Source organism: Halobellus sp. Atlit-38R (genome assembly GCF_003665925.1).
In the GTDB taxonomy this organism is placed as follows: Archaea; Halobacteriota; Halobacteria; order Halobacteriales; family Haloferacaceae; genus Haloquadratum; species Haloquadratum inordinatus.
This window is the reverse complement of record NZ_QXIJ01000003.1, coordinates 116894-138772: the sequence shown is the minus strand read 5'-3', so window position 1 is coordinate 138772 and position 21879 is coordinate 116894. Positions and strand designations below refer to the sequence as shown.

Here is a 21879-nt window from a genome sequence, read left to right as displayed (position 1 = left end):
CCGCTGAGCGGGCTGTTTTCGCACAGCTTTGGCTCCCGACGCTGTCTCCCGTCGTCATACTTCTCGCGGGTTAGGCGTTTCGCGCGCGAGACGAGTGCGACGCCACTGCGTGGGCATCACTTGCCGCGCGCTCGTAGCTGGGTCGCGTCTCGCCGTGACGGCGATACTTCCGTCCTGAAAAGAGGTCCTCGTCGCTCACTCCCTGTCTGGCAGTTCGTCGGCGACAAACGGCCGATCGCTCGACGGCTCGAACGGGGGCAGGTCTTCGTCGGTTTCGAGCGCTTCGATCTCCTCATCGTAGAGTTCTTCTTGGAGCTGGTTGCGCTTGTTCCGCCCCTTCCGCTCCCGCCCGGATTTCGTGTCAGGCATTGTCAACCGTGTTGATGTCTCCCATAGTGATTAACTTTGTGTCTGTGCCAATTAGCACCACACAACTTCCGGGCCGGGGGTGAACGCCGGACAGGTCTCTCTCGGACGGTGGATCGCAGGAGAAACGCCGGGACAGGGATTTGAACCCTGGATCCCAGAGGGAACACGCTTTCCAGGCGTGCGCCTTACCACTCGGCCATCCCGGCTCGGTCTGAGGTAGCCTACTGAGTCGTTTAAGTCCTTCCCTTCGCCGCCAACCGGGGTTCGGCGACGTAGGACGCGGCAGTCACGACGCCGCCGACGAGGAGGGCGACGCCGGACGCCGTGAGGAAGTCCAACCCCAGCGCTCCGACGAGCAGCCGATAGCCCTGGACGAGAACGAGAAACGCGAGCGTCCCGACGAGCCCCCACAGTAGTGCCGACGCAGTTCGGTTCACGACGGGACATCGCCGTCGCGCCGTCTAAAATCTCTCGCTGCGCGGCGGCGACTACTCGCCGGCGTAGCCTTCGCCCTCCTCCACCGGTCCCCAGAACGCCGCGTAGAGGACGACGAAGTACGCGAAGATCAGTGGGAGCAACAGCGCCGCCCCGATGCTCATCAGATTCAGCGGGAGCGTCGAGACGATCGCGTCGGCGACGGTCAGCCCCGCGACCGGGTCGATCACGGGATACAGGAGTGCCGCGACCAGCGCCACCAGTCCGTAGGTGAGCCCGGCCGTCGCCGCCAGCGCACCGACGTAGGACTCGCGGCGCATCGCGACGACGTAGCCCGCACCGAGGACGACGCTCGCCCCGACGAGACCGAGCGCGACCGGTGAGAGCAGATCGCCCCGGAGGTCCGGCCGCGTCGCGAACAGGTAGCCGACGGCGACGACGACGAGTGCGAGATACGCCACGAGCGCTTTCGGCCCGTACGCCGCCGTCTCCTGCTGGAGTCGTCCGCGCGTCTTCAATCCGAGAAACGCGGCCCCGCCGGCAGTCGAGAGCGCGACCAGCGCGACGCCGACGACCACCGAGGGGAGCGAGACGAGCGCCGTCGATCCTAGCAGCCAGTTGCCGGCGAAGATCCCCAAAAAGAGGGGTGCCGCCACGCTCCCGACGACGAACGCCCGACCCCACCAGCGCTGCCAGGTCTCGTCGTGCCGCTGTTCGTACATCTCCGGCGCGAGTCCGCGAACGATGAGCGCGCCCAGGATGGCGAACATCAGGAGGTAGTGGCGACTGAACAGGTTGGCGTACACGGCCGGAAAGGCGGCGAAAAGCGCCCCGCCGAAGACGACGAGCCACACCTCGTTGCCGTCCCAGAAGGGGCCGATCGCCGCCAACAACTGCTCGCGGGCGGACGCCTCACTTCGGGTGGCGAAGATAGCGCCGACGCCGAAATCGAATCCATCGAGGAACAGAAACGTCCCGAGGATGAAAAAGACCAACCCGTACCACAGTTCCGTCAGCGGGAGCCCGAGCAGCGGTCCGTCGGCGAGGCCCCCTGTCTGGAGCGCGAATCCGGCCTCGAGCGTCGCGGCTGCTTCCCGTCCTGTTGCACCCGCGGCGAACCCGACTGTCGCCCCCGGCTCAGTCATCGTCGCCTCCGGCGGGCTTCGGTCCCGCGCCCGTCTCCTCGCGGACCACGTCGGTCTCGGGTGCGTCCGGCGTAATGCTCGGCGGCCCGGCCCGCACGATGCGGAAGACGACGTAGCTGTACAGCGCTAGCAGCCCGAGGTAGACGGCCGCGAAACTGACGAGCGTCAGCGTCGCCTCGAAGCCGGTCAGTCCGGGGGAGACGCCGTCGGCGGTCTTCATCACGCCTTGGATCACCCACGGCTGTCTGCCGACCTCGGTCACGATCCAGCCGACTTCGACGGCGAAGATGCCCAGCAGCGACGACGCCATCAGCGACTTCTGCAACAGATCGTCTTCGAGCAACTGGCCGCGCCACCAGCGGTAGCCCGCCCAGAAGGCCAAGAGGACGAACCAGAAGCCGAGTCCGACCATCATGCGGAACGACCAGAAGACGATCGCGACCGGGGGTGCTTCCGTCTCGAACTCGTTTAGGCCGATAATTTCGGCGCTCGGATCACCCCCGCTTGCGAGCCAGGACGCGCCGCCAGGGATCCCGATCCCGAATATCTCCTTCGCGCGTGGGTTCGTCAGGTCTTCGAGGTTCGTCGGCACCGCGATGATGTACTCGGGGACGTAGCCCTCGGTCTCCCAGACCGCCTCCATCGCGGCGAACTTCTGCGGTTGGGTTTCGGCGACGTGTCGTCCGTAGGCGTCGCCGTGGAGCACCTGAAACGGCGCGGTGATGATCAGGACGACGACCGCGATCTTCAGCGTCTTCTCCCAGAACTGCGGGTGATCGACGGGGTACTCCCAGTGGTAGTGCCGGAACAGGTGGTAGGCGGCGACGCCGGCCATAAACAGCGCGACCGAGAGGACGGCCGCGTTCTGCATGTGGACGTACATCCACGGGAACCGCGGGTTGGCGTACGCCGCGATCGGATCGACGAGCGAGACGATCATTTGGCCGTTCTCGGTCACCAACTCGTAGCCACGGGGCGTCTGCATCCAGGAGTTCGCGATCAGGATCCAGACCGCCGACAGCCACGTCCCGAGCGCGACTGCGACGGCGGAGATCATATACAGGACGTTGCCGACGCGCTCGCGGCCGAAGATGAAGATGCCGAGGAACGTCGCCTCCAGCATAAACGCCATCATCCCCTCGACGGCGAGCGGCCCGCCGAACAGCTCGCCGGCGGCCGTCGAGAACGCGGCGAAGTTCGTCCCGAACTCGAACTCCAAGACGATCCCCGTCACCGTCCCGACGACGAAACTGATCGCGAAGATCTTCGTCCAGAAACGCCGCAGTTGCTCGTAGATCGGTTCTCCGGTCCGGATGTCTTTCCACGTGAAGTAGACGAGAAATGGGGCGAGCCCCATACTCATCACGGGAAAGATGATGTGGACGATCGTCGTGAGCGCGAACTGAAGTCTACTCGCGAGGGCGGGTTCGATCATTGATGGTGAGGTGTCGCACGCGCGCGGCAGACGCGCACGCATCGGGTGGCGTTCGGATCTCGGGTCGACTACCGGCGGACCGTCCAACTCTCTGCCGAGTGCTGCGGAGGAGAGGCGACGGCCCGCCGCCGACTCTTGGGTACTGGTATCTATTCGCTATGCGGGATTGTGTCGGCCGTTGGTTCTCACCGAATGAGAAGGTTTGCCTCGCTTATATTTCACCCGCGACTGCTACGCCAGCACGTCGACGCTGTAGCCTGCCGCGCGGAGCGCTGCGAGCAGTTCCTCGATGTGATCGTGCCCGCGCGTTTCGATGTCGATCTCGACGTCGGCCTCGTTCATCGCGACGTCCCGGGACGTCCGGTCGTGCTGGATCGCGTAGATGTTCGCCCGCTGATCGGAGATGATCTCGACGAGATCCTGCAACGCGCCGGGACGGTCGCGCAGCACAGTCCGGATCTTCAGGTAGCGCCCCGTCTCGACGAGCCCGCGCACGAGGACGGTCGTCAACTGGTTCGTGTCGATGTTGCCCCCGCAGAGCGCCGGGACGATCGTCTCGCCGTCCTCGTAGTCGAACGCCTCGAACAGCAGTGCCGCGAGCGGGACGGCCCCCGCCCCCTCGACGAGCGTCTTCTCGCGCTCGAGCAGGTACGTCAGTGCGACGGCGATCTCCTCGTCGGAGACGGTGACGACTTCGTCGACGCGCTCTTGGATGACCTCGAAGGGCCGCTCGCCGACCTTCCGGGTGGCGATCCCGTCGGCGATCGTGTTCACCGCGTCGAGTTCGCGTATCTCGCCGGCCTGGAGTGATTGCGGGAGCGACGCCGCGCCCTCGGCCTGGACGCCGATCACCCGCGCGTCCGGTTTACGCCCCGTCACTGCGGTCGCGATGCCGGAGATGAGCCCGCCGCCGCCGATGGGGACGACGACGGTGTCGACCTCGGGGCAGTCGTCGACGATCTCCAGCCCGATCGTCCCCTGTCCCGCCATCACCACCTCGTCGTTGAACGCGTGGACGTACGTTCGGCCCTCCTCACGTTCGATCTCGTGGGCTTTCGCCTGCGCTTCGTCGTAGTCCGCCCCGTAGAGCACCGTCTGCCCGCCGTAGCGCTCGGTCGCTTCGACCTTCGAGATCGGCGCGTGCTCCGGCATCACGATCTTCGAGTCGACGCCCGAGCGACTGGCGGCGAGCGCGACCCCCTGGGCGTGGTTCCCCGCGCTCGCCGTGACGACGCCCGCCTCGCGCTCGGCCGCCGAGAGCGTCGCGATCCGGTTCGTCGCCCCACGGATCTTGAACGCGCCGGTGCGCTGGAACGTTTCGAGCTTCAGGTGTACGTCCGCACCGGTCATATCCGAGAACGTGTGCGAGTACTCCAGCGGCGTCCACCGGGCGATGTCTTCGATCCGGTCGCGCGCGGCCTCGACGTCAGCGAGAGAGAGCATATGGACGACCGTTCCCCGGCGGCGGGCCTAATACTGTCGACTGTACGGCTGTCTCTGTCGCCCGCACGCGTCCTGGCCGGGCCTCCACGATCGAGGGGGCCCCCGCCTCACGGGTGAAACTGCCACCGACGGACGGCGCCGGAGCTCAGGGACGTTGAAGGGGGAAAGGGGGAATGCACGCGTGTGACGTGCACTTGTCTATGCACCCGCGAAGTACATAAATATCCCCCACGCACGGTGAAAGTGAAATCGGCCGACAGCGACGCCCTCCCGGCCGCTGTCTGACGGTTGTCTGTCGCACGTCTGCCGGGAGTTGCCCGCAGTCGGCCGATTTGTCCTGTTCTCGTTGTCCCCAGAGCGGACCTGCAGAGCCTCCCCGTGCCGGGACAGTCGCGTGGCTTTGGGGGTGCGTGAGAGCGTCGTCGGAGAAGCGTACCGGAGGTGTGTGCTACGTTACCGCTCGTCGAGCGCCGGGAAGTCGAGGTCCTTCGGGCCGACGTAGCGCGCCCGCGGACGGATCAAGCGGTTGTTGTCGTACTGTTCGAGGACGTGGGCGATCCAGCCGGCGACGCGGGACATCGCGAAGATGGGCGTGTAGATGTCGATCGGAATGCCCATCTGGTAGTACGTCGACGCCGAGTAGAAGTCGACGTTGGGCGCGAGGCCCTTCTCCTCGGTGATGTAGTCCTCGATGGCGACAGAGCAGTCGTACCACTTCGTGTCGCCCGCGGCTTCCGCGAGCGCCTTCGACTTCTCGCCGAGGATCTTCGCGCGCGGATCCTTGACGTCGTAGACGCGGTGGCCGAACCCGGGGATCCGCCGTCCTTCGTCGAGGGCGTTTTCGACCCACGTCGTCGGGTCGACGTCGCTCTCGTCGACCTCTTTGAGCATCCGCATCACGTTGGCGTTCGCACCGCCGTGAAGCGATCCGGCGAGGGTCCCGATGGCCGAGGTGACGGCGCTGTGGAGATCAGACAGCGTCGAGGCGGTCACGAGCGCCGAGAACGTCGAGGCGTTCAGGCCGTGGTCGGCGTGGAGGACGAGCGCCATATCGAACGTCTCTGCGAGCACCTCGTCGGGCTCTTCGCCGTTGAGCATATAGAGGAAGTTCGCGGCGTGGCCGAGGTCTTCGCGCGGCTCGAGCGCGTCGTCGCCGTTCCGGAACCGCTCGAAGGCGGCGAGTGCGGTCGGAATCTTGGCCGTGATGCGACACGCCATCCGGAGGTTCGCTTCGAGATCCGTCACGTCCTCGTGGTCGGCGTCCTCGTCGTACGCCGACAGCGACGAGACGATGGTCCGGAGCGCCGCCATCGGCACCTCGTCGGCCTCCGCCAGTTTCCGGATCTCCGAGAGCACCTCGTCGTTCAGCGACCTTGTCCCGGCCATCCACGACTCGAAATCGGCGAGTTCCTCGGCGGTCGGAAGTTCGCCGTGCCACAACAGATAGACGACTTCTTCGTAGGACGCTTCACGGGCTAGGGACTCGATCGGGTACCCGCGGTAGACCAGTTTTCCGGCGTCACCGTCGATGTAACTAAGCTCTGATTCGGCGACGAGGACGCCTTCCAGCCCGCGCTTCAGGTCGTCTGACATACCTATGCGGTTCCCTTCCACGTGAAAAAAGCGTTATCGTTTCCGGGTGTCAGTGGCATTCATCCCAGCCTTGGGTCGACCACCAAGTGTTTTTGCGGCCCGCGGCGAACGGCGGGGTATGGATCCACAGGACGTCGAGTACGAGCCGGTCAGCGTCAAGGAGGTGCTCGCGGAGATGAAAGACACCGCAGAGCTCCTCATCGATCTCTCGTACTCTGCCGTCCTCAACGGGAGCGACGAGATCGCCCGTGAGGTCCTCGAACTCGAAGGCCGGATGGACATCCTCCAGCTTCAGGGTCGGATGAGCCTCCTGATGTCCGCCCGCAGTCCCGAGGACGCCGAGCAGCTCGCGCCCGTCCTCGGGGTGATGGGAGCCGCAGAGAAGATTTCGAACGCTGCCGGTGACATCGCGAAGATCGTTCTCGAAGACATCGGGATGCCGGACGCGATCCGCACCGCTCTCCCGGCAGCCGTCGAGGTGCTGGTCCGTGCGACTGTCGCGCCCGATTCGTCCTACGTCGGGCGGACGCTCCGCGACATCAATATGGAGACCGAGATGGGCGTCCGCGTCATCGCGATCCGTCGGGAGTCGGTGACGGGCAAGCGCCGCTGGCTGATGAACCCCGGCCCCGACAGCGAACTCCAGGCCGACGACTCGCTCCTGCTTCGCGGCCCGCTCGACGGCATCTCGGGCGTGTTCGAGGACGTGACTGGCGATGCCTACGAACCCCTGGAGGCAGTCGAACCACCGATCGAGGACCTCGAACGAGCGGTCGACTCGATCATCCTGATGAAGGATATGAGCGAACTCGCGGTCGATCTGGCTTACGGCGCGGTGCTGTTCGACAGCGAGGGCGTCGCCGAGGAAGTCCACGAACTGGAGGCCGAGGTCGACGCGCTGAAGTCGCGCTTCGAGGCCTGGACGCTCCGCGCGGCGAGTCGCGTCGAAGACCCCGTCCGACTCCGCGGGCTCGTCCACCTGGCGTCGGCGACGGAGGTCATCTCCGATGCGGCCTTAGAGATCAGCGAGGGAGTCCTCCGCGGTATCGACGCTCATCCGGTCGTCGCTGCCGCCGTCGAGGAGTCCGACGAGGTGATCGTTCGCCTCACAGTCGCCACCGACGCGCCGCTCGCGGGCACCACTCTCGGCGAGGAGATGGTCAAGACGCAGACCGGGATGCGCGTCATCGCCGTCCGCCGCGCGAGCGGCGGCGAGTGGGTCGTCCAGCCCGGCCCGACGACCGAACTCCGCGGCGGCGACGTCATCATCGCGAAGGGGACGCGGGCGGGGGCCGAACGGCTCGGCGAACTCGTCGGCGACGAACAGGAGTTCGAGATCTAGCTCTCTTTTCGGCCGCAGTCTACAGCCGCCGCGTCAGCCGCACGGCCTCGACGACGGTTAGCGCCGACGCGACGAGCAGCGCGGTCGACGTCGCGAGGACGAACGCGAGCACCAGAAACCAGCCCTCGGGACCCAGGACGGGATACTCGCGCGTGCCTGCGAACGGCCCAAACAGTTCGAGTACGCGGGCGAGGTACGCAACGACCGCGAGCGCGACGCCGATGCCGGCGCCAACCGCGGCGTTCCGTGGGACGTGCAACGCTCGGACCAGCCCCGATTGCGGCGGCCGGTCGGGAACCTCATCGCTCACGTCCGTCCTTTCGGTGGCGTCGACAAAGCGTCGTCGGTCCCGCGGCATCCCCGGCGAATACTGCCACTCGCTTTCGGTACCGGAACAGCGAGAACGGCCAGTAGACGGCGACGAGCAGCGGAGACCGAACCCCTAAAGGCGGGTGCCTCCGAGTGTCAGATAATGACGACACTCGGAACGGCGAGTGCGGGCCCCGGCGAGATGGACACGGGCCGTCTCGAAGTCGGCGAAGCCCGCGACGGCTCCACCGTCGGGCTCCCCTGTGCGGTCATCAACGGCGCGTCCGACGGCAAGACTCTCTATATGCAGGCGGCCTCGGACGGCGACGAACTGAACGGCGTCGGCGTGATCAACCGGGTCGTCCCTCAACTCGACCCCGCGGAACTGTCCGGGACGATCCTCGTCGTCGGCATCGTCAACTACCACGCGTTCCAGGTCGCAGAGCATCGGAACCCGATCGACGACACGAAGATGAACCGGGCGTACCCCGGCGACGAGAACGGCACCTCCTCCGAGCGGATCGCGGCGGCGACGTTCGACGCCGCCACCCGCGCGGACCTGATTCTCGACCTGCACCAGGGCTCGACCTCGCGGATGATCGACGAGGTTCGCGTCCGCTGTGGCCGCCGGCACCGGCTTCACGACGAGTGTCTCCAACTCGCGAAGACCTTCGGCTGCGGGTACGTCCTCGATCAGAAAGGTCCTGAGGGGCAACTCGCCCGCGCCGGCCCCGACCAGGGGATCCCGACGATCGACCCCGAACTCGGCGGCTGCGTCGGCTGGGACGAGACCAGCATCGAGGCGGGCGTCGAGGGCGTGTTCAACGTCCTCCACGACTACGGCTTCCTCGATGGATCGGTGACTCCCGAGCCACAGACGCGTGCGAAGGGGTTCGACCAGTTCGGCTCGCCGACCGGCGGCCTCGTGCGCTTCCAGGTCGACCTCGGCGAGCGCGTCTCCGCGGGCGACCTCCTCTTCGAGGTGACGGACGTCTTCGGCGAACTGAAAGCTCGCGTGACCGCGAACAACGACGGGGTCTTCTGGCGCACCCGTCGGCTCCCGCAGGTCGCGACCGGCGAGTACGTCTGCTCTGTCGGCACCAACGTCGACGCGTACTGAACGAATGGCTTCCCCGCTCACGCTCCACTGCTCCGCGTGCGATCGGACCTACGACGCGTGGACCTGGCGGTGTGACTGCGGGGCGCCACTGGAGTTCGCTTCGACCCCGACGCCCGCGGATCGCGAGCCACCGACGTCGTGGGCGGACACTTGCGCCGGGCTGTGGTCGTTCGACGACTTCCTCCCGGTCGACCCGCACGTCTCGCTCGGCGAAGGCCTGACGCCGCTCGTCGACGCCCCCGACTGGGACGCCCAGTTCAAACTCGAATACGTCTTTCCGACCGGCTCGTTCAAGGATCGCGGCGCCACGGTGACGCTGTCGGTCGCCGCGGAACTCGGCGTCGCGCGCGTCGTCGAGGACTCCTCGGGGAACGCCGGTGCGGCGATCGCGACGTACGCCGCCCGCGCGGGTATCGACGCCGACATCTACGTCCCGTCGTCGGTGAAGCCCGCCAAGCGCCGTGCGATCGAACGCGCCGGCGCGACGCCCGTCCCGGTCGACGGGAGTCGCGAGGACGTGATCGCCGCCTGCGTCGAGGCCGTCGAATCCGGCGACGCGTGGTACGCCTCACACGCGTGGAACCCGGCGTTCTTCGCGGGGACGGCCACGTTCGCCTACGAGGTGTGCGCCCAGCGCGGGTGGACCGCGCCGGACGCCGTCGTGACCCCGCTCGGCCACGGCACGCTCTTTCTGGGCGCGTACCGCGGCTTTCGTGCCCTCCGCGAGGCCGGCTGGATCGACGAGCTGCCGCGGCTCCTCGGCGCACAGGCGGCAGGCTATGCGCCCATCGCCGCCGAACTCCACGGCGAGGACGCGGCCGCCGGCTCCAACGACGTCGCGGACGGGATCCAGATCCGCGACCCCGTCAGAAAGACGCAGCTCCTCGATTGCATCGACGCCACCGACGGCGACGCCATCGCGGTCCCGGCGGCGGCCGTCGAACGCGAGCGCGACGCCTTACACCGACGCGGCTTCTACGTCGAGCCCACCTGCGCGGTCGCGCCCGCCGCACTCGCCGCCTACCGCGAGCGCGGCGTCGTCGCTCCCGACGACGACGTGGTCGTCCCGCTCACCGGCAGCGGGCTGAAAACGCAGTAGCGTTCGAAAAAGCGACCCGGCCCGACTCGACCGGCGCCGACGTTATCGACGCCGACGCAACTGTTCGTCCCAGTCGATCCAGTCCTGTTCCCAGCCGGTCTTCGCGAAGTAGCCGTCCGCGTTCGCCCGTTCGGCGTCCTCTCTCATCGTCCGATTCCGGGCCGGGGCGCTGCCCTGTTCCCCGTCGACGAGCAGCGGCTTGAACGCGACCGGCCCGTGGCGCTCGATCACGTCGCCCGAGGCGTCCACGGCGGCGAGCGTCTGCTCGGGACCGCCGAGCGGGAGGACGAGCCGTCCGCCGGGAGCGAGTTGCTCGACGAGTCGCTTCGGCGGGTCGATCGCGGCCGCCTCGACCAGAATCCGGTCGAAGGGCGCGTACTCGGGGAGGCCGTTGGCCCCGTCGCGGGCGTCGACGAGGACGCCGCCGTAGCCCGCCGAATCGAGGTTCGAGCGCGCGGCGTAGACGAGCTGTCGATCGATGTCGACGGCGTGGACGCGCGTCTCGTCGAGGATCTCCGCGAGCAGCGCAGCGGTGTAGCCGACGCCTGCACCGACGACGAGAACGTCGCCGGTTCGGTCGCGTTCGCCCTCGGTCTCCTGACGTGTCCCCGCTGTGACCCCAGCGGTGGCTGCGCTCTCTGGAGCGTCGACGTCGAGCGCCGTCAGGAGCCGCGCGACGATCTCCGGTGAGAGTGTGCCGGCCGCGTCGCCGCTTCGATCGTCGTACGGTGCGTCGTCGACAAACTCCTGACGGGGCACCGTCCGCATCGCGAGGGAGACGGCCGCATCGACCGTCAGCCGCTCTTCGAGGCCGTCGACCATATCCCCGCGCAGTTCCCCGGGATCCATACGTCGCTCTCGGGGGTGCGCACTAATCAACTGCACGCTCCGCCCGCCGCGGCGCAGTCGCTCGACGAGAGATGGCGCGCGTGTTCGTCGCCTTCGGATACACGCTACCGTTGTTTCTATAGTAGCGTTTGCAACTGAGTACACAGCCAATCGCACGACTGCGTGCGATTCGGTGCGTGAAGACGTGCAAACGCTACTATAGCGGGTCGAATCGTTTCCTCTCACGGACCGAGCAGCCGCTCGACGGCGCTCGTGAGGTCGACGACGGCGAGGCTCATCCCCGTGACGACCACGAGCGCGACAGCGGCCAGGTAACCGAGGAAGCCGACGGTCGCGAACGTCCACTTCGGGAAGAGCACTCCCCCGAAGACGATCGGCACGGCGGCTGCACCCGCGACTACGAGGAGGGCGTGGGCGGCAATTCGTGTCACTTCGGAATCGTGTTTCCCGGGCGCCAACGTAAGCGTACCGGTGACTCAAATCTGCATCGTTCAAAACAGGATTACGGGCTGCAATCGGCCGCCGTGAGTCTCCGAAAACGTCGCTGTACCGCTACCAGGCCGACCAGGCGGACGTCGTCTTGTCGGTGCCGTAGAGTCGCTTGACGTCTTTCGCGTAGACCATATCGCCCTCGTGGTCGAGTTTTCCGTGGCGGTACTCGGGTGCGTCCTGACGAACCTGAATCGCCTTCACGTCGAACTCCTCGTCGCCGAAGGATTCGGTCTCGCCGACGACGAACTCGTGGTCGCCCGGAAGCTGTAACTCGAAACTTCGGGTCGACTCGCGGTCGCCGGTCCCCTCTTTGGGGTTGACGGTCACTTTGACGGTGACGTTGTCGACCGCGCGGGTCCAGATCGTGTCGACGTCCTCGATCGTCGCCTCCTCGGTGCGCTGTTCGGGGCCGACCTCGATGCCGGTGATACGAACGAGCATAATGGCCTCCTCGCTGTCGACGATGAACTCCTCGCCGACGGCGATGGTCTCTTCGGGCGGCGCGTCGACGCTCGTCGAGAACGACTCGCCGTCCTGGGAGACGACGACGTCGCGCTCGATTTCGGTCTCCGTCTCGATGCGGACCTTGTGGACGTGACCGCACTCCGTGCAGCGGACGGTGTGGTGGCCGCTGCCTTCGTTCAGTACCTCGTGGACCGTCGGTTCAGCGGGCGAACAGGAGGGACATTCGACCGCGATGCGGTCCTGTGGCGTGCTCATACGGCCTCGTACCCCGTCTGGCCGTAAAAGTCCGCCCTTCCACGGGTCGGCGTGGCAGGTGCTGGCGTGCGCCGATGATCCGACGCTATCGGCGGCGGATGCTGTGCTCAGCCTCGGCGGATCTCGTAGGCCGTGTCGCGCTCGTCGTCGTTGAGGATACCGTCCAGGACCGTGAACTCGAACCCCGAGGCGATCTCCTCCTCGTAGAGCAGTTCGCCGGTCGCCTCGGCGAACGCCGAGAGGTCGCCGCGTTCGCTCGCGATCCAGACGACGCCGTCCGCGACGATTGGTGGGTGTTCGACGACACCGGCGACGCGGGCTTCCCACAGTTCCTCGCCCGTCTCCCGGTCGTAGCCGAGGACGTATCCGCTCTCGGTGCCGACGAACACGCCGGTCTCGCCGACGCCGACGCCAGTGTTCACCGAGCGCCCCGTCTGGACCGACCAGCGCTCGTCGCCGGCGGGGAGCGTCAACGCGCGAACCGTCTCACCGGGAACGAAGAGCGTCCCGTCGGCGGCGGCGAACTGGCTGAACCCGGCTGTCAGCCGCCGTTCTTCGAGCAGTTCCTGCGTCGAGCGCCGGTATATCGACAGTCCGAACGTCTGCTGGACGAATAGTCGGTCACCGCGGGCGACGATTGCGTTGATGAACCCTTCCGAGAACTGGATCCGCCACCGCTCCTCGCCGCTCTCGGCGTCGAGCCCGACGACAAGCGGTTCCTGTTCGTCGCCGCTGCCGCTGCTCTGACTCGCGAAGACGACGGTCCCGTCGGTCACCGTCACCGCGCGGATCTCGTCGTGCAGTCCGTCCCCCGGCTCCTCGTGCATCCACTGTTCCTCGCCGCTCTCGGGGTCGAGGGCGTACACTCTCCCGCCGGTGTCGACCTCGTCACGGGCCCTCGCACCGACGTACACGCCGGTGCCGTCGGCGTACAGGCCGTTCCGGAAGGTCGAACTGATCGAGAGGAGGTACCCGTCCGCCATCTCGGCCTCGAAGACGGTCGTCCCGTCGGGGCGGACTCGCCTGAGGCGGGTGAACCGCGGCCGGAAGAAGAAATCGCCGTCGGCGGTCGCCACCGCACTGCTCGATCCCGACCAGGCCGGGACGAGTTCGATCTCGGAGCCCGGACCCGACGCCGTGGACTGCTCGGCGTCGTCCGTCGGTGTCGACCCCGCTGAACCGGCCGTTCCCGATCCTCCCTGTTGGTTTGTCCCCGAGCCTCCCTGTTCGTTCGTCTCCGTCTGCCCCGAGCTATCGGTGAGTCGGAGACACCCCGCAGTCGCAACGCTTCCGATGCCCGCGCAGCCCGACAGCAGGCGGCGGCGGGACCACGTTCGATCTGTCGCCATCTGTCCCTACCTTGGGACGTCCTGACTTAAATACGAGGAACCGTCGAGTGCGGTACGGCAGTGTTCCGGACCTGCGCGCCCCGGCTGGTCGGCGAGCGAACGGGGCTCGCTGGAGTGGAGTAGGTGTCTTTATTGTAACCGCCTGACGGGATGTCGTATGGATCGCCGTCAGGTGTTGGCGACGTTCGGGGTGGGGATCGGTGGATTGAGCGGTTGTCTGCGACTCACGGGCGCGGATAGCGGGGCGACGTCGACCGGCGAAGCAGACGCGTCCACGGACGGGCAGTCGACGGGGACCAACGACGAGAGGGCAGGGTCTGGAACGGCGAGCGCGGTGACGCTGGCGGAGAACTGGACCGGGGATTGGGGGATCGATTTTGTCTGGACCGACGCGGGTGATATCTACTTCAACGACTACAACGCTGCGATCAAGGCGCAACACGGCGGTGGCATCGAATGGGCGAACGAAGCCACGTACGAGGGGTTCGAGGACAACCTCGGTGACGACGCATTCGGGACCGACGGAGAGTACGCCACGTTCGGATTCACGCCGGACCCAGAGGTGAACGATACTCTCGGTAGTCACTTCCACGCGTACGACGTGGGGAGCGGAGAGAAATTATGGGCGTTCGGTATGCCGGCAGGCGGCAAGCACAACCTCGCAGAGGGAGCGACGATAGTCGACGGGATCGCGGTCGTCGCGGCCGGGAGTTCCGGATCAGAGCGCGAGCAGGAACCGCTCGTTGTCGGCCTCGACGCTGAAAGCGGGGATGCGCTGTGGCAGACCGACAAATCGACGCTGCCGACGGCGTCCATCAACTACGTCGGTAACCACGACGAGAGCGTGTACGTCGGGATGTCATCCGACGGGTTCCAGGTCCTCGATCCCGAGACCGGAGAGTTGACCGAAGTGCACGAATCGTGGTCCGTGACGCGAGGACCAGAGGCTGCACTGGGACAGTTTCACAGTGATACGTTCTTTGCGGCCGACTGGGACGGCTTACGCGCGTATCCGGTCGGCGACACTGGCCGCGAGTGGGCGAACACCGAACTCGACGGTGACCCTTCCGCCGGTCCAGTCGTCGATAATTCGCTCGCAGTCACCGGAACGGACGCCGGCAGCGTGTACGCACTCGATCGGTCGACCGGTGAGGTGCGGTGGGAGGCAAGTATCGACGGGACTGTGGGCTCGATTGCGACATCTGGACTCCGCGTCTGGGTTGCCGATAGGGCGACCGGACTCACGGCATACGACCGTACCGACGGGACGTTGCTGCACCGTTCGACGAAACCCGTGAACGGGGCGGACATAACTGTCGTCGATAACGTCGTCCTGCTAGGCGGCGATCAGGTCCACGCCTACACGATTAGAGAGGAGTAGCGTCGTCGCTCGCTCACCGAGGAAGCTCCACTTCCTCGCCGTCCGCCCACACGGTCGGCTCTCGCACGATCCCGTCGAGGTGCAGCGGTGCGTCGGTGTCGCCGCCAATTCCGGCGTCGTCGCCGATCGCGATGTGGACCGTCCCGGCCGCCTTCTCGTCGAGGAGGACGGAGCCGACGAGGTCGGTCACCCCGACGTTGGTCCCGATGCCGAGTTCCGCGAGGTTGTACGCGTCGCGGCCGACCTCCTCGGCGGCTTCCTCGACCTGCGATCGGATCTCGTCGTCCGAAATCTCGGTGACGTAGCCCTCTTCGACCTCGAACCGGAGCTCCTGCCCGTCGTCGAGGAGGCCGTGCGGTCGCATTGTCCCGTCGACGACGTAGGTGCCGTTGGCGCTCGTCGGCGAGACGAACACTTCGCCAGCGGGGAGATTCGAGAAGCCGCCGGCGTCGTGGACGATGCCCGTGTCGGTGTTCCACTCCCTGTCGCCAGTCTCGAAGGTGATGTCCGTGCCCGCCGGCGCAGTCACGCGAATCTGGTCTGCGTCTGCGACCTGCGCGAGCACGTCGCGGCAGTGCTGGGCGATGGTCTCGTAGTCGGCGTCGAGACCCGTGACGAACACGTCTTCGGTGATTCCGGGGAGGGTCGCACCGCGCGCGCCGGCCTCGCAGGCGTCGCCGCGAGCGCGCGTGTGACTGATGCTTTTCGTCGTCGGCGCGAGGAAGACGTCGGCCGCAGCCATCGCGGCGGCCACCGTCGCGGGCGGTTCCTCGCCGTGCTGGTCGCCCGGCGGGTACTGGAGGATCGTCGTGTCCTCCGAGACCGCGCACGCGGCTTCATACAGCGCTTCGCCGATCGGCCGGCGTTTGTCGTCGGTGACGACGACGCACGATTCGGACGCTTCGAGGGCCATACACTGCTCGACTGCCGTCCTCGCGGCAGTCGCGAGTCCGTCGTTCGACATACTACCCGGTGAGGCCCCCGCGGAGTTAGGCGTTCGCATCGGGTCAATCCGGGGGAAAATCCGGAGACGAAGACGCGTGTGAACGCGTTACAGGTCCTGACGCGTTCGTTACTCGCCTTCGGGAAAATCGCCCGCGTTACTCGCCGAGGAGTTAATTTCTGATCGTTATGCTCCGAAATAACTATGCGTGTGCTCCCCGGATTCTCGAATGATGATACGAGTGGGTGTCAACGGTTACGGAACGATCGGTAAGCGCGTCGCCGACGCCGTCGCGGCCCAGCCAGATATGGAAGTCGCCGGCGTCGCCAAGACGCAGCCCAACTTCGAGGCCCACACCGCCGTCGAGCGCGGCTACCCGATGTACGCCGCCATCCCCGAGCGCGCCCCGCTCTTCGGGGACGCCGGCATCGAGACCGCGGGCATCGTCGACGAGCTGGTCGCCGACGCCGACGTGATGGTCGACGCCACGCCGTCGGGCATCGGCGCCGAGAACAAGTCGCTGTACGCTTCCTACGACACGCCGGCGATCTTCCAGGGCGGCGAGGACGCGGACGTCGCCGACGTGAGCTTCAACGCCCGGTCGAACTACGACGACGCCCGCGGCGCCGACTCCGTCCGCGTCGTCTCCTGTAACACGACCGGGATCTCGCGGCTCGTCGCACCTCTGGAGGAGGCCTACGGCGTCGAGAAGGTTCGCGCGACGCTCGTTCGCCGTGGCGGCGACCCAGGCCAGAACTCCCGCGGTCCGATCAACGACATTCTCCCGGACCCGATCGGCATCCCGTCGCACCACGGCCCCGACGTCAAGACAATCTTCCCCGATCTCGAAATCGACACGATGGGGCTGAAGGTCCCGGCGACGCTGATGCACGTCCACGCGCTCAACGTCACGCTCGAATCCGACGTCACGGCCGCACACGTCCGCCAACTGCTGGAGGGCGAATCCCGCGTCTACGTCATTCCGGAGGGCCTCGGTCTCGACGGGGCTGGAAAGCTCAAGGACTTCGCGCTCGATGCCGGCCGACCCCGCGGCGACCTCTGGGAGAACTGCCTGTGGGGTGAGTCGATCGCGACCGAGGGTCGTGACCTCTATCTCTTCCAGGCGATCCACCAGGAGTCCGACGTCGTCCCGGAGAACGTCGACGCGATCCGCGCCGTGACCGAGTCCGCGGACGCCGACGAGAGCATCGAGCGCACGAATCGGACGCTCGGCGTCGGCCTCTCGGGTGATCCCGCGGGTTTTAGCGAGTCCGGCCAGGTCGAAGCCGAGGCCGCCGACGACTGATCGACGACACGCCGCCGACCCGCTCGACGGGCCGCACCGACGACCGTTCCGCCGCCCACGTTTATCCGTTCTCACCGAGTGGTCGCGTCCGTGACCGACGACGCCCACACAACCGACGCAGCGGCCGCCGACGCCGGTTCAGACGCGCCGCCGGACGACGAGATGGACCGTCTCCTCGCAGCGTTCGACGCACTCGAAGCGACCGTCGACTCTCCGGCGGAGCGGGAACGCGTCCGAACTGCCCGCCGCGCCGCCGTGTCGGCCGCACGGAACGCTGGCGTCTTCGGCCGGGTCGTCCGCGGGTTCGACCGCGGCGACCTCGCGGAGGCGTTTCTGGGCTGTGTCCTGTTCGGTATCCCGATGTTCGTCGAGGGTGGCACGAACGAAGTGGGCCGGTTCCTCGCCGCGCATCCGCCCTTGCTCGTTGGAACGCTCCTCGCCGGAGTCGGACTCGTCATCGGTATCCTCTACGTCGCCGACATTCAGGACGTCCGCGTGCAGGAACCGTTCTTCGGAGTCCTCCCCCGGCGACTCGTGGGCGTCCTCGGCGTCTCGTTTCTCACCGCGGCGGTCGTGATGACCGGGTGGGGACGCGTCGAGTGGGGAACGCCGCTCTTGGCGCTCGCGGACGTGGCCGTCGCGTTCGTACCGATGAGCATCGGCGCGGCGCTCGGCGACATCCTCCCGGCGACGTGACTGCGTCGGTACCGACGAAAATCGCTACTCCTCCGGTAGAATCTCGTGGAACGTCACCTCGCGCGTCTCGGTATCGAGCGCCGCGACGTGATAGGCGTCGTCCGCACCGGGGAACGGCAGTCCGCCCGGATTGACGTGAACCGTTCCATCGCGTTCCTCATGCGTCCGTTCGTGGGTGTGCCCGCGGACGACGTAGTCGTACTCGCCGCACGCGAGGAGCGCGTCCACGAGCCGTTCGCTCGTGCCGTGATAGACGGCGACGTCGACGCCGTCGAACGTCAGCGCGGCGCTCTCGCCGTGGTACGTTCCGAACGCTTCGATCGTTTCCGCGAGCGCCCACTCGCCGTCGTTGTTGCCGCGGACGGCGTGGAAGGCGAACTCGGCGTCGAAGACGGCGGCAGTGAACGGCGCGACGACGTCGCCGCAGTGGATCACGGCGTCGACGCCCTCGCTCTCGAACGTTTCGACGGCGGCGCGTGCCAGATCGAGGTTGTCGTGGGTATCAGAACAGAGTCCGACGCGCATCGGTATCCGATTCGACGCACGCCTGCTTCAGCGCTTCGACGGGGGCGTCGCCAGCGATTCGATCCTCGCTCGCGACGTTACTGCTCTTTCAGCGCCTCGACGCCCGCAAGCGGCTGGCCGGTCAGCGCGCGGATGTACGCGCCGCCGGCGATCGAGACGTGGTCGAAGTCGGCTTCGTCCATTCCGTACATCTCGATTGCGCGCGAGGTGTCGCCGCCGCCGACGACGGAGAAGCAGTCGGTCTCGGCGATGGCTTCGAGCACGGTCACGGTGCCGACCGAGAAGCGCTCGTCCTCGAAGACGCCCAGCGCGCCCTTCACGAAGACGGCCCCGGAGTCGCGGACGACGTCGGCGTACCCCTCGGCGGTGTCGGTGCCGACGTCGAGGAACGAGACGTCTTTCTCCTCGATCTCGTCGACGTCTATCTCCGCGCGCTCGCCCTCGGCCTCGTAGGCCAGGTCGGTCGCCAGCGTGATCTGGTCGCCGCGCTCTGCGAGCATCTCTTCGACGAGTTCGTGGTTCTGCACCCACTGGGTGTCGTAGAGGTCCTGTTCGGGGTCGAGATCGAAGCCGACCGGGTGGCCCGCGGCGCGGAGGAACAGCTCGCCCGCGATGCCGCCGAGCAGGAAGTCGTCGACCGTGTCGCCGAGGTTGTTCATCACGTCGATGACGTCCGTCGCCTTCGTGCCGCCGACGGCCATCGTCACCTGCCCGTCGAACTCCTTGTTCGCGATGGCGGTGTTGGCTTCGTACTCGGTCTGCATCACGCGCCCGGCGTAGGCGGGCAGGACCTGCGGGAAGCCGACGAGCGAGGCGTGCGAGCGGTGCGCCGCCGAGTACGCGTCGTTCACATACGCGTCGAAGTGCGGCGCGAGCGACTGGACGAACTCGGTCTCGGCTTTGACCTCGGGATCCTCCTCAGGGAGTTCGTCGTCGCACATCCGCGTGTTCTCTAAGAGGAGAACCTCGCCGGATTCGAGCGCCTCGATGGCGTCGATGGCGTCGTCGCCGTAGGTGTCGGCGACGAAGCCGACGTCGCGGCCGACGTGCGAGGCGAGGATGTCGGCGTGGCCGGCCAGCGAGACGAAGTCGTCGCGGCCGGGTCGCCCCTGGTGCGCCAGCAGGACGACGCGGTGGCCCGCGTCCGCCAGCTCTCGCACCGTCTCGGCGTGGCGCTCGAAGCGGCGGTTGTCCTGCGGTTCGCCGTCCTCGATGGGAGAGTTCAGATCGAGGCGAACGAGCACGCGCTGGTCGGGTTCGAGGTCGTCGAGCGTCTTGAACGTGGCTGTGGGGGTAGACATCGCTCTCTGTCCCGTGTGCTCGGAATGGTGTTACTTAGTCGTGTTCGGATGCGAGTCCGATATGCGGTCTGTTATCACGGCCGTAGAAAAGCCGTCCGCCGATCAGCCGTGCGTGACGTAGTGGGCCACGTCGAGCATCCGGTTGGAGAAGCCGTACTCGTTGTCGTACCACGTCAGGATCTTGTAGAGGCCGCCGCCGTTGACCTGGTTCGTCGACTGGAGGTCGACCGTCGACGAAAAGGGCAGGCCCTGGATGTCCGCGGAGACGACCTCGTCGTCGGTGTACCCAAGGACGCCCGCCAGCGGCCCGGAGTCGGCAGCATCGCGGAAGGCGTCGTTGAGCTCCTCGACGGAGGGAGTCGCGTCGAGGGAGACGACCAGTTCGGTGATCGAGCCGTTCGGGACCGGCACGCGGATCGCCATCCCGTCGAGTTTGCCTTCGAGTTGGGGCAGAATCTCGGTCGTCGCCTGCGCCGCCCCGGTCGAGGTGGGGACGATGTTCTCGGCGGCGGCGCGGCCGCGGCGCGTCTTCGACATCGGGCCGTCGACGAGGTTCTGGCTGCCGGTGTAGGCGTGGACGGTCGTCAGGAGACCGCTCTCGATGCCGAACTCCTCGTCGAGCACTTTCGCGACGGGGCTGACGGAGTTCGTCGTACAGGAGGCGTTCGAGACGACGTCCTCGCCGTCGTACTCGTGGTGGTTGACGCCGTACACGAGTTGCTTGACCGGCTTGTCGCCCTTCGGCGGCGCGGAGATGATGACCTTGTCCGCGCCGGCCTCCAGATGCGCGGCGGCGTCGTCCTTCGTGCGGAAGATGCCGGTACACTCCAGCGTGACGTCGACGTCGAGTTCACCCCACGGCAGTTCGGTCGGGTTCTGGACGTTGTACAGCGGGACCGACGTGTCGCCGACGGCGAGCGAGTCGCCGTCGAGCGCGACGTCGTCGAGGCGGCCCATCACCGTGTCGTACTTCGCGAGATACGCCATATCCTCGAAGTCCATCACGTCGTTGATGCCGACGAGTTCGACTCGCGGGTCGTCGCGGACGGCCCGGAGTACGTTGCGACCGATCCGACCGAAGCCGTTCAGCGCGACTCGAACGGCGTCGCCGTCGTCCACGTCTGCGTCCATATCCGATTGTTCACTCATATCCGAGTTTACTATTCCATCCTACTTGAATCCCGGTGTCATCGAGTTTGCGGCTAAGACGGGCACCAGAACGGGTCTCGGCGTCTCGCACGACCGTCTCGTGACTCGGTATTACCGGAGAACCGCCAGTGGCTTCGGCGTCGGCAGTCGCTGAGACTCAAAAATAAGAAATTTGACACACTATTTCCCCCGGGCGCAGGTACCGCCTCCGTCTGCCCGTGCCGCTCTCGATACGCTCGCCGTTCTCGACATTCCCTCACCTGTCTCTCACTTTGACCGGACCGCTTCGGGAAACCGCCGTACGGCCCGCCCAGACTCCGTCGTCCGGCCGATCCCGCCGGGGGGAGAAGGCTTTTCATCGAAACCGACCTAGCAGGGGGTGATGAGAGACGACCGCGACGACCCGTTCGACGACTTCTTCGAGGGGATCGAACGGATGATGGACGAAATGACCGGCAACGATGCCACCGGGTTCGCTTCCGAGACCCACGTCGACATCTACGACGAGGGCGAGGAGCTTCGACTCGTCGCCGACCTCCCGGGCGTCACGAAGGACGCCATCGAACTGAAGTGCGACGGCGAAGTGCTCACGATCTCCGCTGCCGGCGACCGTCGCGAGTACGACGAACGCATCCGCCTGCCGACTCGCGTCGACGAACACAGCGCGAGCGCGTCGTTCAACAACGGTATCCTTCAGGTCACGCTGCAGAAGGTCGACGACTCGGCCTCGATCGATCTCGACTGAGGGCCTCGTTCGCCACGCCGCTGTACCGCCGCTCGGCCGCATCCTCGCTGGATTCTTTCGGAACCTCCGACACGCGCGATCCGACTCCCCCGGACGCGAGCGACGTGACCGCTCCCGATCCTGACGCCGCGGG

The 21879-nt window shown here is 66.7% G+C and carries 22 protein-coding genes and 1 tRNA gene; 7 read left to right on the top strand and 16 right to left on the bottom strand.

Annotation, left to right across the window (positions count from 1 at the left end):
* Positions 1–195: 195 nt before the first annotated feature.
* The 7 genes from D3D02_RS20855 to citZ form a co-directional block, all read right to left on the bottom strand.
* Positions 196–369, bottom strand: a complete 174-nt coding sequence (locus tag D3D02_RS20855; RefSeq protein WP_199723018.1) for a hypothetical protein — start codon at positions 367–369, stop codon at positions 196–198.
* A gap of 125 nt (positions 370–494) precedes the next feature.
* A tRNA-Ser gene (locus D3D02_RS05350) sits at positions 495–575 on the bottom strand.
* 27 nt (positions 576–602) lie between these two features.
* Positions 603–806 (bottom strand): hypothetical protein, encoded by a 204-nt coding sequence (locus tag D3D02_RS05345; protein ID WP_121568952.1) that lies wholly within the window; start codon positions 804–806, stop codon positions 603–605.
* Positions 807–857: 51 nt separating this feature from the next.
* On the bottom strand, positions 858–1949 hold the full coding sequence (locus tag D3D02_RS05340; RefSeq protein ID WP_121568951.1) for a cytochrome d ubiquinol oxidase subunit II: 1092 nt from the start codon (positions 1947–1949) through the stop codon (positions 858–860).
* Complete coding sequence (locus tag D3D02_RS05335) at positions 1942–3384, bottom strand: cytochrome ubiquinol oxidase subunit I (protein WP_121568950.1); 1443 nt, start codon at positions 3382–3384, stop codon at positions 1942–1944. The genes D3D02_RS05340 and D3D02_RS05335 overlap by 8 nt, the downstream gene beginning before the upstream one ends.
* A 231-nt stretch (positions 3385–3615) precedes the next feature.
* Positions 3616–4827: a threonine ammonia-lyase gene (gene ilvA, locus D3D02_RS05330; protein ID WP_121568949.1), complete on the bottom strand. Its 1212-nt coding sequence runs from the start codon at positions 4825–4827 to the stop codon at positions 3616–3618.
* Between the two features lie 453 nt (positions 4828–5280).
* A complete protein-coding gene (citZ, locus tag D3D02_RS05325; RefSeq protein ID WP_121568948.1) occupies positions 5281–6420 on the bottom strand; it encodes a citrate synthase in 1140 nt (379 codons plus the stop codon).
* A gap of 118 nt (positions 6421–6538) precedes the next feature.
* Here citZ and D3D02_RS05320 point away from each other — a divergent pair, with 118 nt between their 5' ends.
* Positions 6539–7762, top strand: a complete 1224-nt coding sequence (locus D3D02_RS05320) for a potassium channel family protein (protein ID WP_121568947.1) — start codon at positions 6539–6541, stop codon at positions 7760–7762.
* Between the two features lie 19 nt (positions 7763–7781).
* On the opposite strand, the gene D3D02_RS05315 is transcribed toward D3D02_RS05320, so the two are convergent.
* Entirely contained in the window at positions 7782–8120 is a 339-nt protein-coding gene (locus D3D02_RS05315) for a hypothetical protein (RefSeq protein ID WP_199723017.1), read from the bottom strand.
* Positions 8121–8234: 114 nt separating this feature from the next.
* On the opposite strand from D3D02_RS05315, the gene D3D02_RS05310 reads away from it, so the two are divergent.
* Positions 8235–9191, top strand: a complete 957-nt coding sequence (locus D3D02_RS05310; RefSeq protein WP_121568946.1) for a succinylglutamate desuccinylase/aspartoacylase family protein — start codon at positions 8235–8237, stop codon at positions 9189–9191.
* A gap of 4 nt (positions 9192–9195) precedes the next feature.
* The gene (locus D3D02_RS05305) at positions 9196–10290 is read left to right on the top strand and encodes a pyridoxal-phosphate dependent enzyme (protein ID WP_121568945.1); all 1095 of its coding nucleotides are present in this window, start codon (positions 9196–9198) and stop codon (positions 10288–10290) included.
* A 42-nt stretch (positions 10291–10332) separates the two neighbouring features.
* Here D3D02_RS05305 and D3D02_RS05300 read toward each other — a convergent pair whose 3' ends face one another.
* From D3D02_RS05300 to D3D02_RS05285, 4 genes are all read right to left on the bottom strand, one after another.
* Positions 10333–11139, bottom strand: a complete 807-nt coding sequence (locus D3D02_RS05300) for a protein-L-isoaspartate O-methyltransferase (protein ID WP_121568944.1) — start codon at positions 11137–11139, stop codon at positions 10333–10335.
* Between the two features lie 221 nt (positions 11140–11360).
* A complete protein-coding gene (locus D3D02_RS05295; protein WP_147435576.1) occupies positions 11361–11570 on the bottom strand; it encodes a hypothetical protein in 210 nt (69 codons plus the stop codon).
* 121 nt (positions 11571–11691) lie between these two features.
* On the bottom strand, positions 11692–12351 hold the full coding sequence (locus tag D3D02_RS05290; protein WP_121568942.1) for an HVO_0476 family zinc finger protein: 660 nt from the start codon (positions 12349–12351) through the stop codon (positions 11692–11694).
* 107 nt (positions 12352–12458) lie between these two features.
* Positions 12459–13700: a PQQ-binding-like beta-propeller repeat protein gene (locus D3D02_RS05285; protein WP_121568941.1), complete on the bottom strand. Its 1242-nt coding sequence runs from the start codon at positions 13698–13700 to the stop codon at positions 12459–12461.
* A gap of 157 nt (positions 13701–13857) precedes the next feature.
* Between D3D02_RS05285 and D3D02_RS05280 the strand changes: the two genes are divergently transcribed.
* Positions 13858–15081: a PQQ-binding-like beta-propeller repeat protein gene (locus tag D3D02_RS05280; protein ID WP_121568940.1), complete on the top strand. Its 1224-nt coding sequence runs from the start codon at positions 13858–13860 to the stop codon at positions 15079–15081.
* Between the two features lie 13 nt (positions 15082–15094).
* Here the strand turns inward: D3D02_RS05280 and D3D02_RS05275 are convergent, their stop codons facing one another.
* Positions 15095–16045: an aminopeptidase gene (locus tag D3D02_RS05275; RefSeq protein ID WP_199723016.1), complete on the bottom strand. Its 951-nt coding sequence runs from the start codon at positions 16043–16045 to the stop codon at positions 15095–15097.
* 211 nt (positions 16046–16256) lie between these two features.
* Between D3D02_RS05275 and D3D02_RS05270 the strand changes: the two genes are divergently transcribed.
* Both D3D02_RS05270 and D3D02_RS05265 read left to right on the top strand, forming a co-directional pair.
* Positions 16257–17330 (top strand): type II glyceraldehyde-3-phosphate dehydrogenase, encoded by a 1074-nt coding sequence (locus D3D02_RS05270; protein WP_121569196.1) that lies wholly within the window; start codon positions 16257–16259, stop codon positions 17328–17330.
* Between the two features lie 162 nt (positions 17331–17492).
* Positions 17493–18026, top strand: coding sequence for a DUF2391 family protein (locus D3D02_RS05265; RefSeq protein ID WP_121569195.1), 534 nt, complete (start codon positions 17493–17495; stop codon positions 18024–18026).
* 24 nt (positions 18027–18050) lie between these two features.
* Here the strand turns inward: D3D02_RS05265 and D3D02_RS05260 are convergent, their stop codons facing one another.
* The 3 genes from D3D02_RS05260 to gap form a co-directional block, all read right to left on the bottom strand.
* Positions 18051–18551, bottom strand: a complete 501-nt coding sequence (locus tag D3D02_RS05260) for a metallophosphoesterase (RefSeq protein WP_121568938.1) — start codon at positions 18549–18551, stop codon at positions 18051–18053.
* A 77-nt stretch (positions 18552–18628) separates the two neighbouring features.
* Complete coding sequence (locus tag D3D02_RS05255) at positions 18629–19852, bottom strand: phosphoglycerate kinase (RefSeq protein WP_121568937.1); 1224 nt, start codon at positions 19850–19852, stop codon at positions 18629–18631.
* Positions 19853–19954: 102 nt separating this feature from the next.
* Positions 19955–21001: a type I glyceraldehyde-3-phosphate dehydrogenase gene (gene gap / locus D3D02_RS05250; protein WP_121568936.1), complete on the bottom strand. Its 1047-nt coding sequence runs from the start codon at positions 20999–21001 to the stop codon at positions 19955–19957.
* Positions 21002–21380: 379 nt separating this feature from the next.
* Here gap and D3D02_RS05245 point away from each other — a divergent pair, with 379 nt between their 5' ends.
* The gene (locus D3D02_RS05245; RefSeq protein ID WP_121568935.1) at positions 21381–21746 is read left to right on the top strand and encodes an Hsp20/alpha crystallin family protein; all 366 of its coding nucleotides are present in this window, start codon (positions 21381–21383) and stop codon (positions 21744–21746) included.
* Positions 21747–21879: the final 133 nt, after the last annotated feature.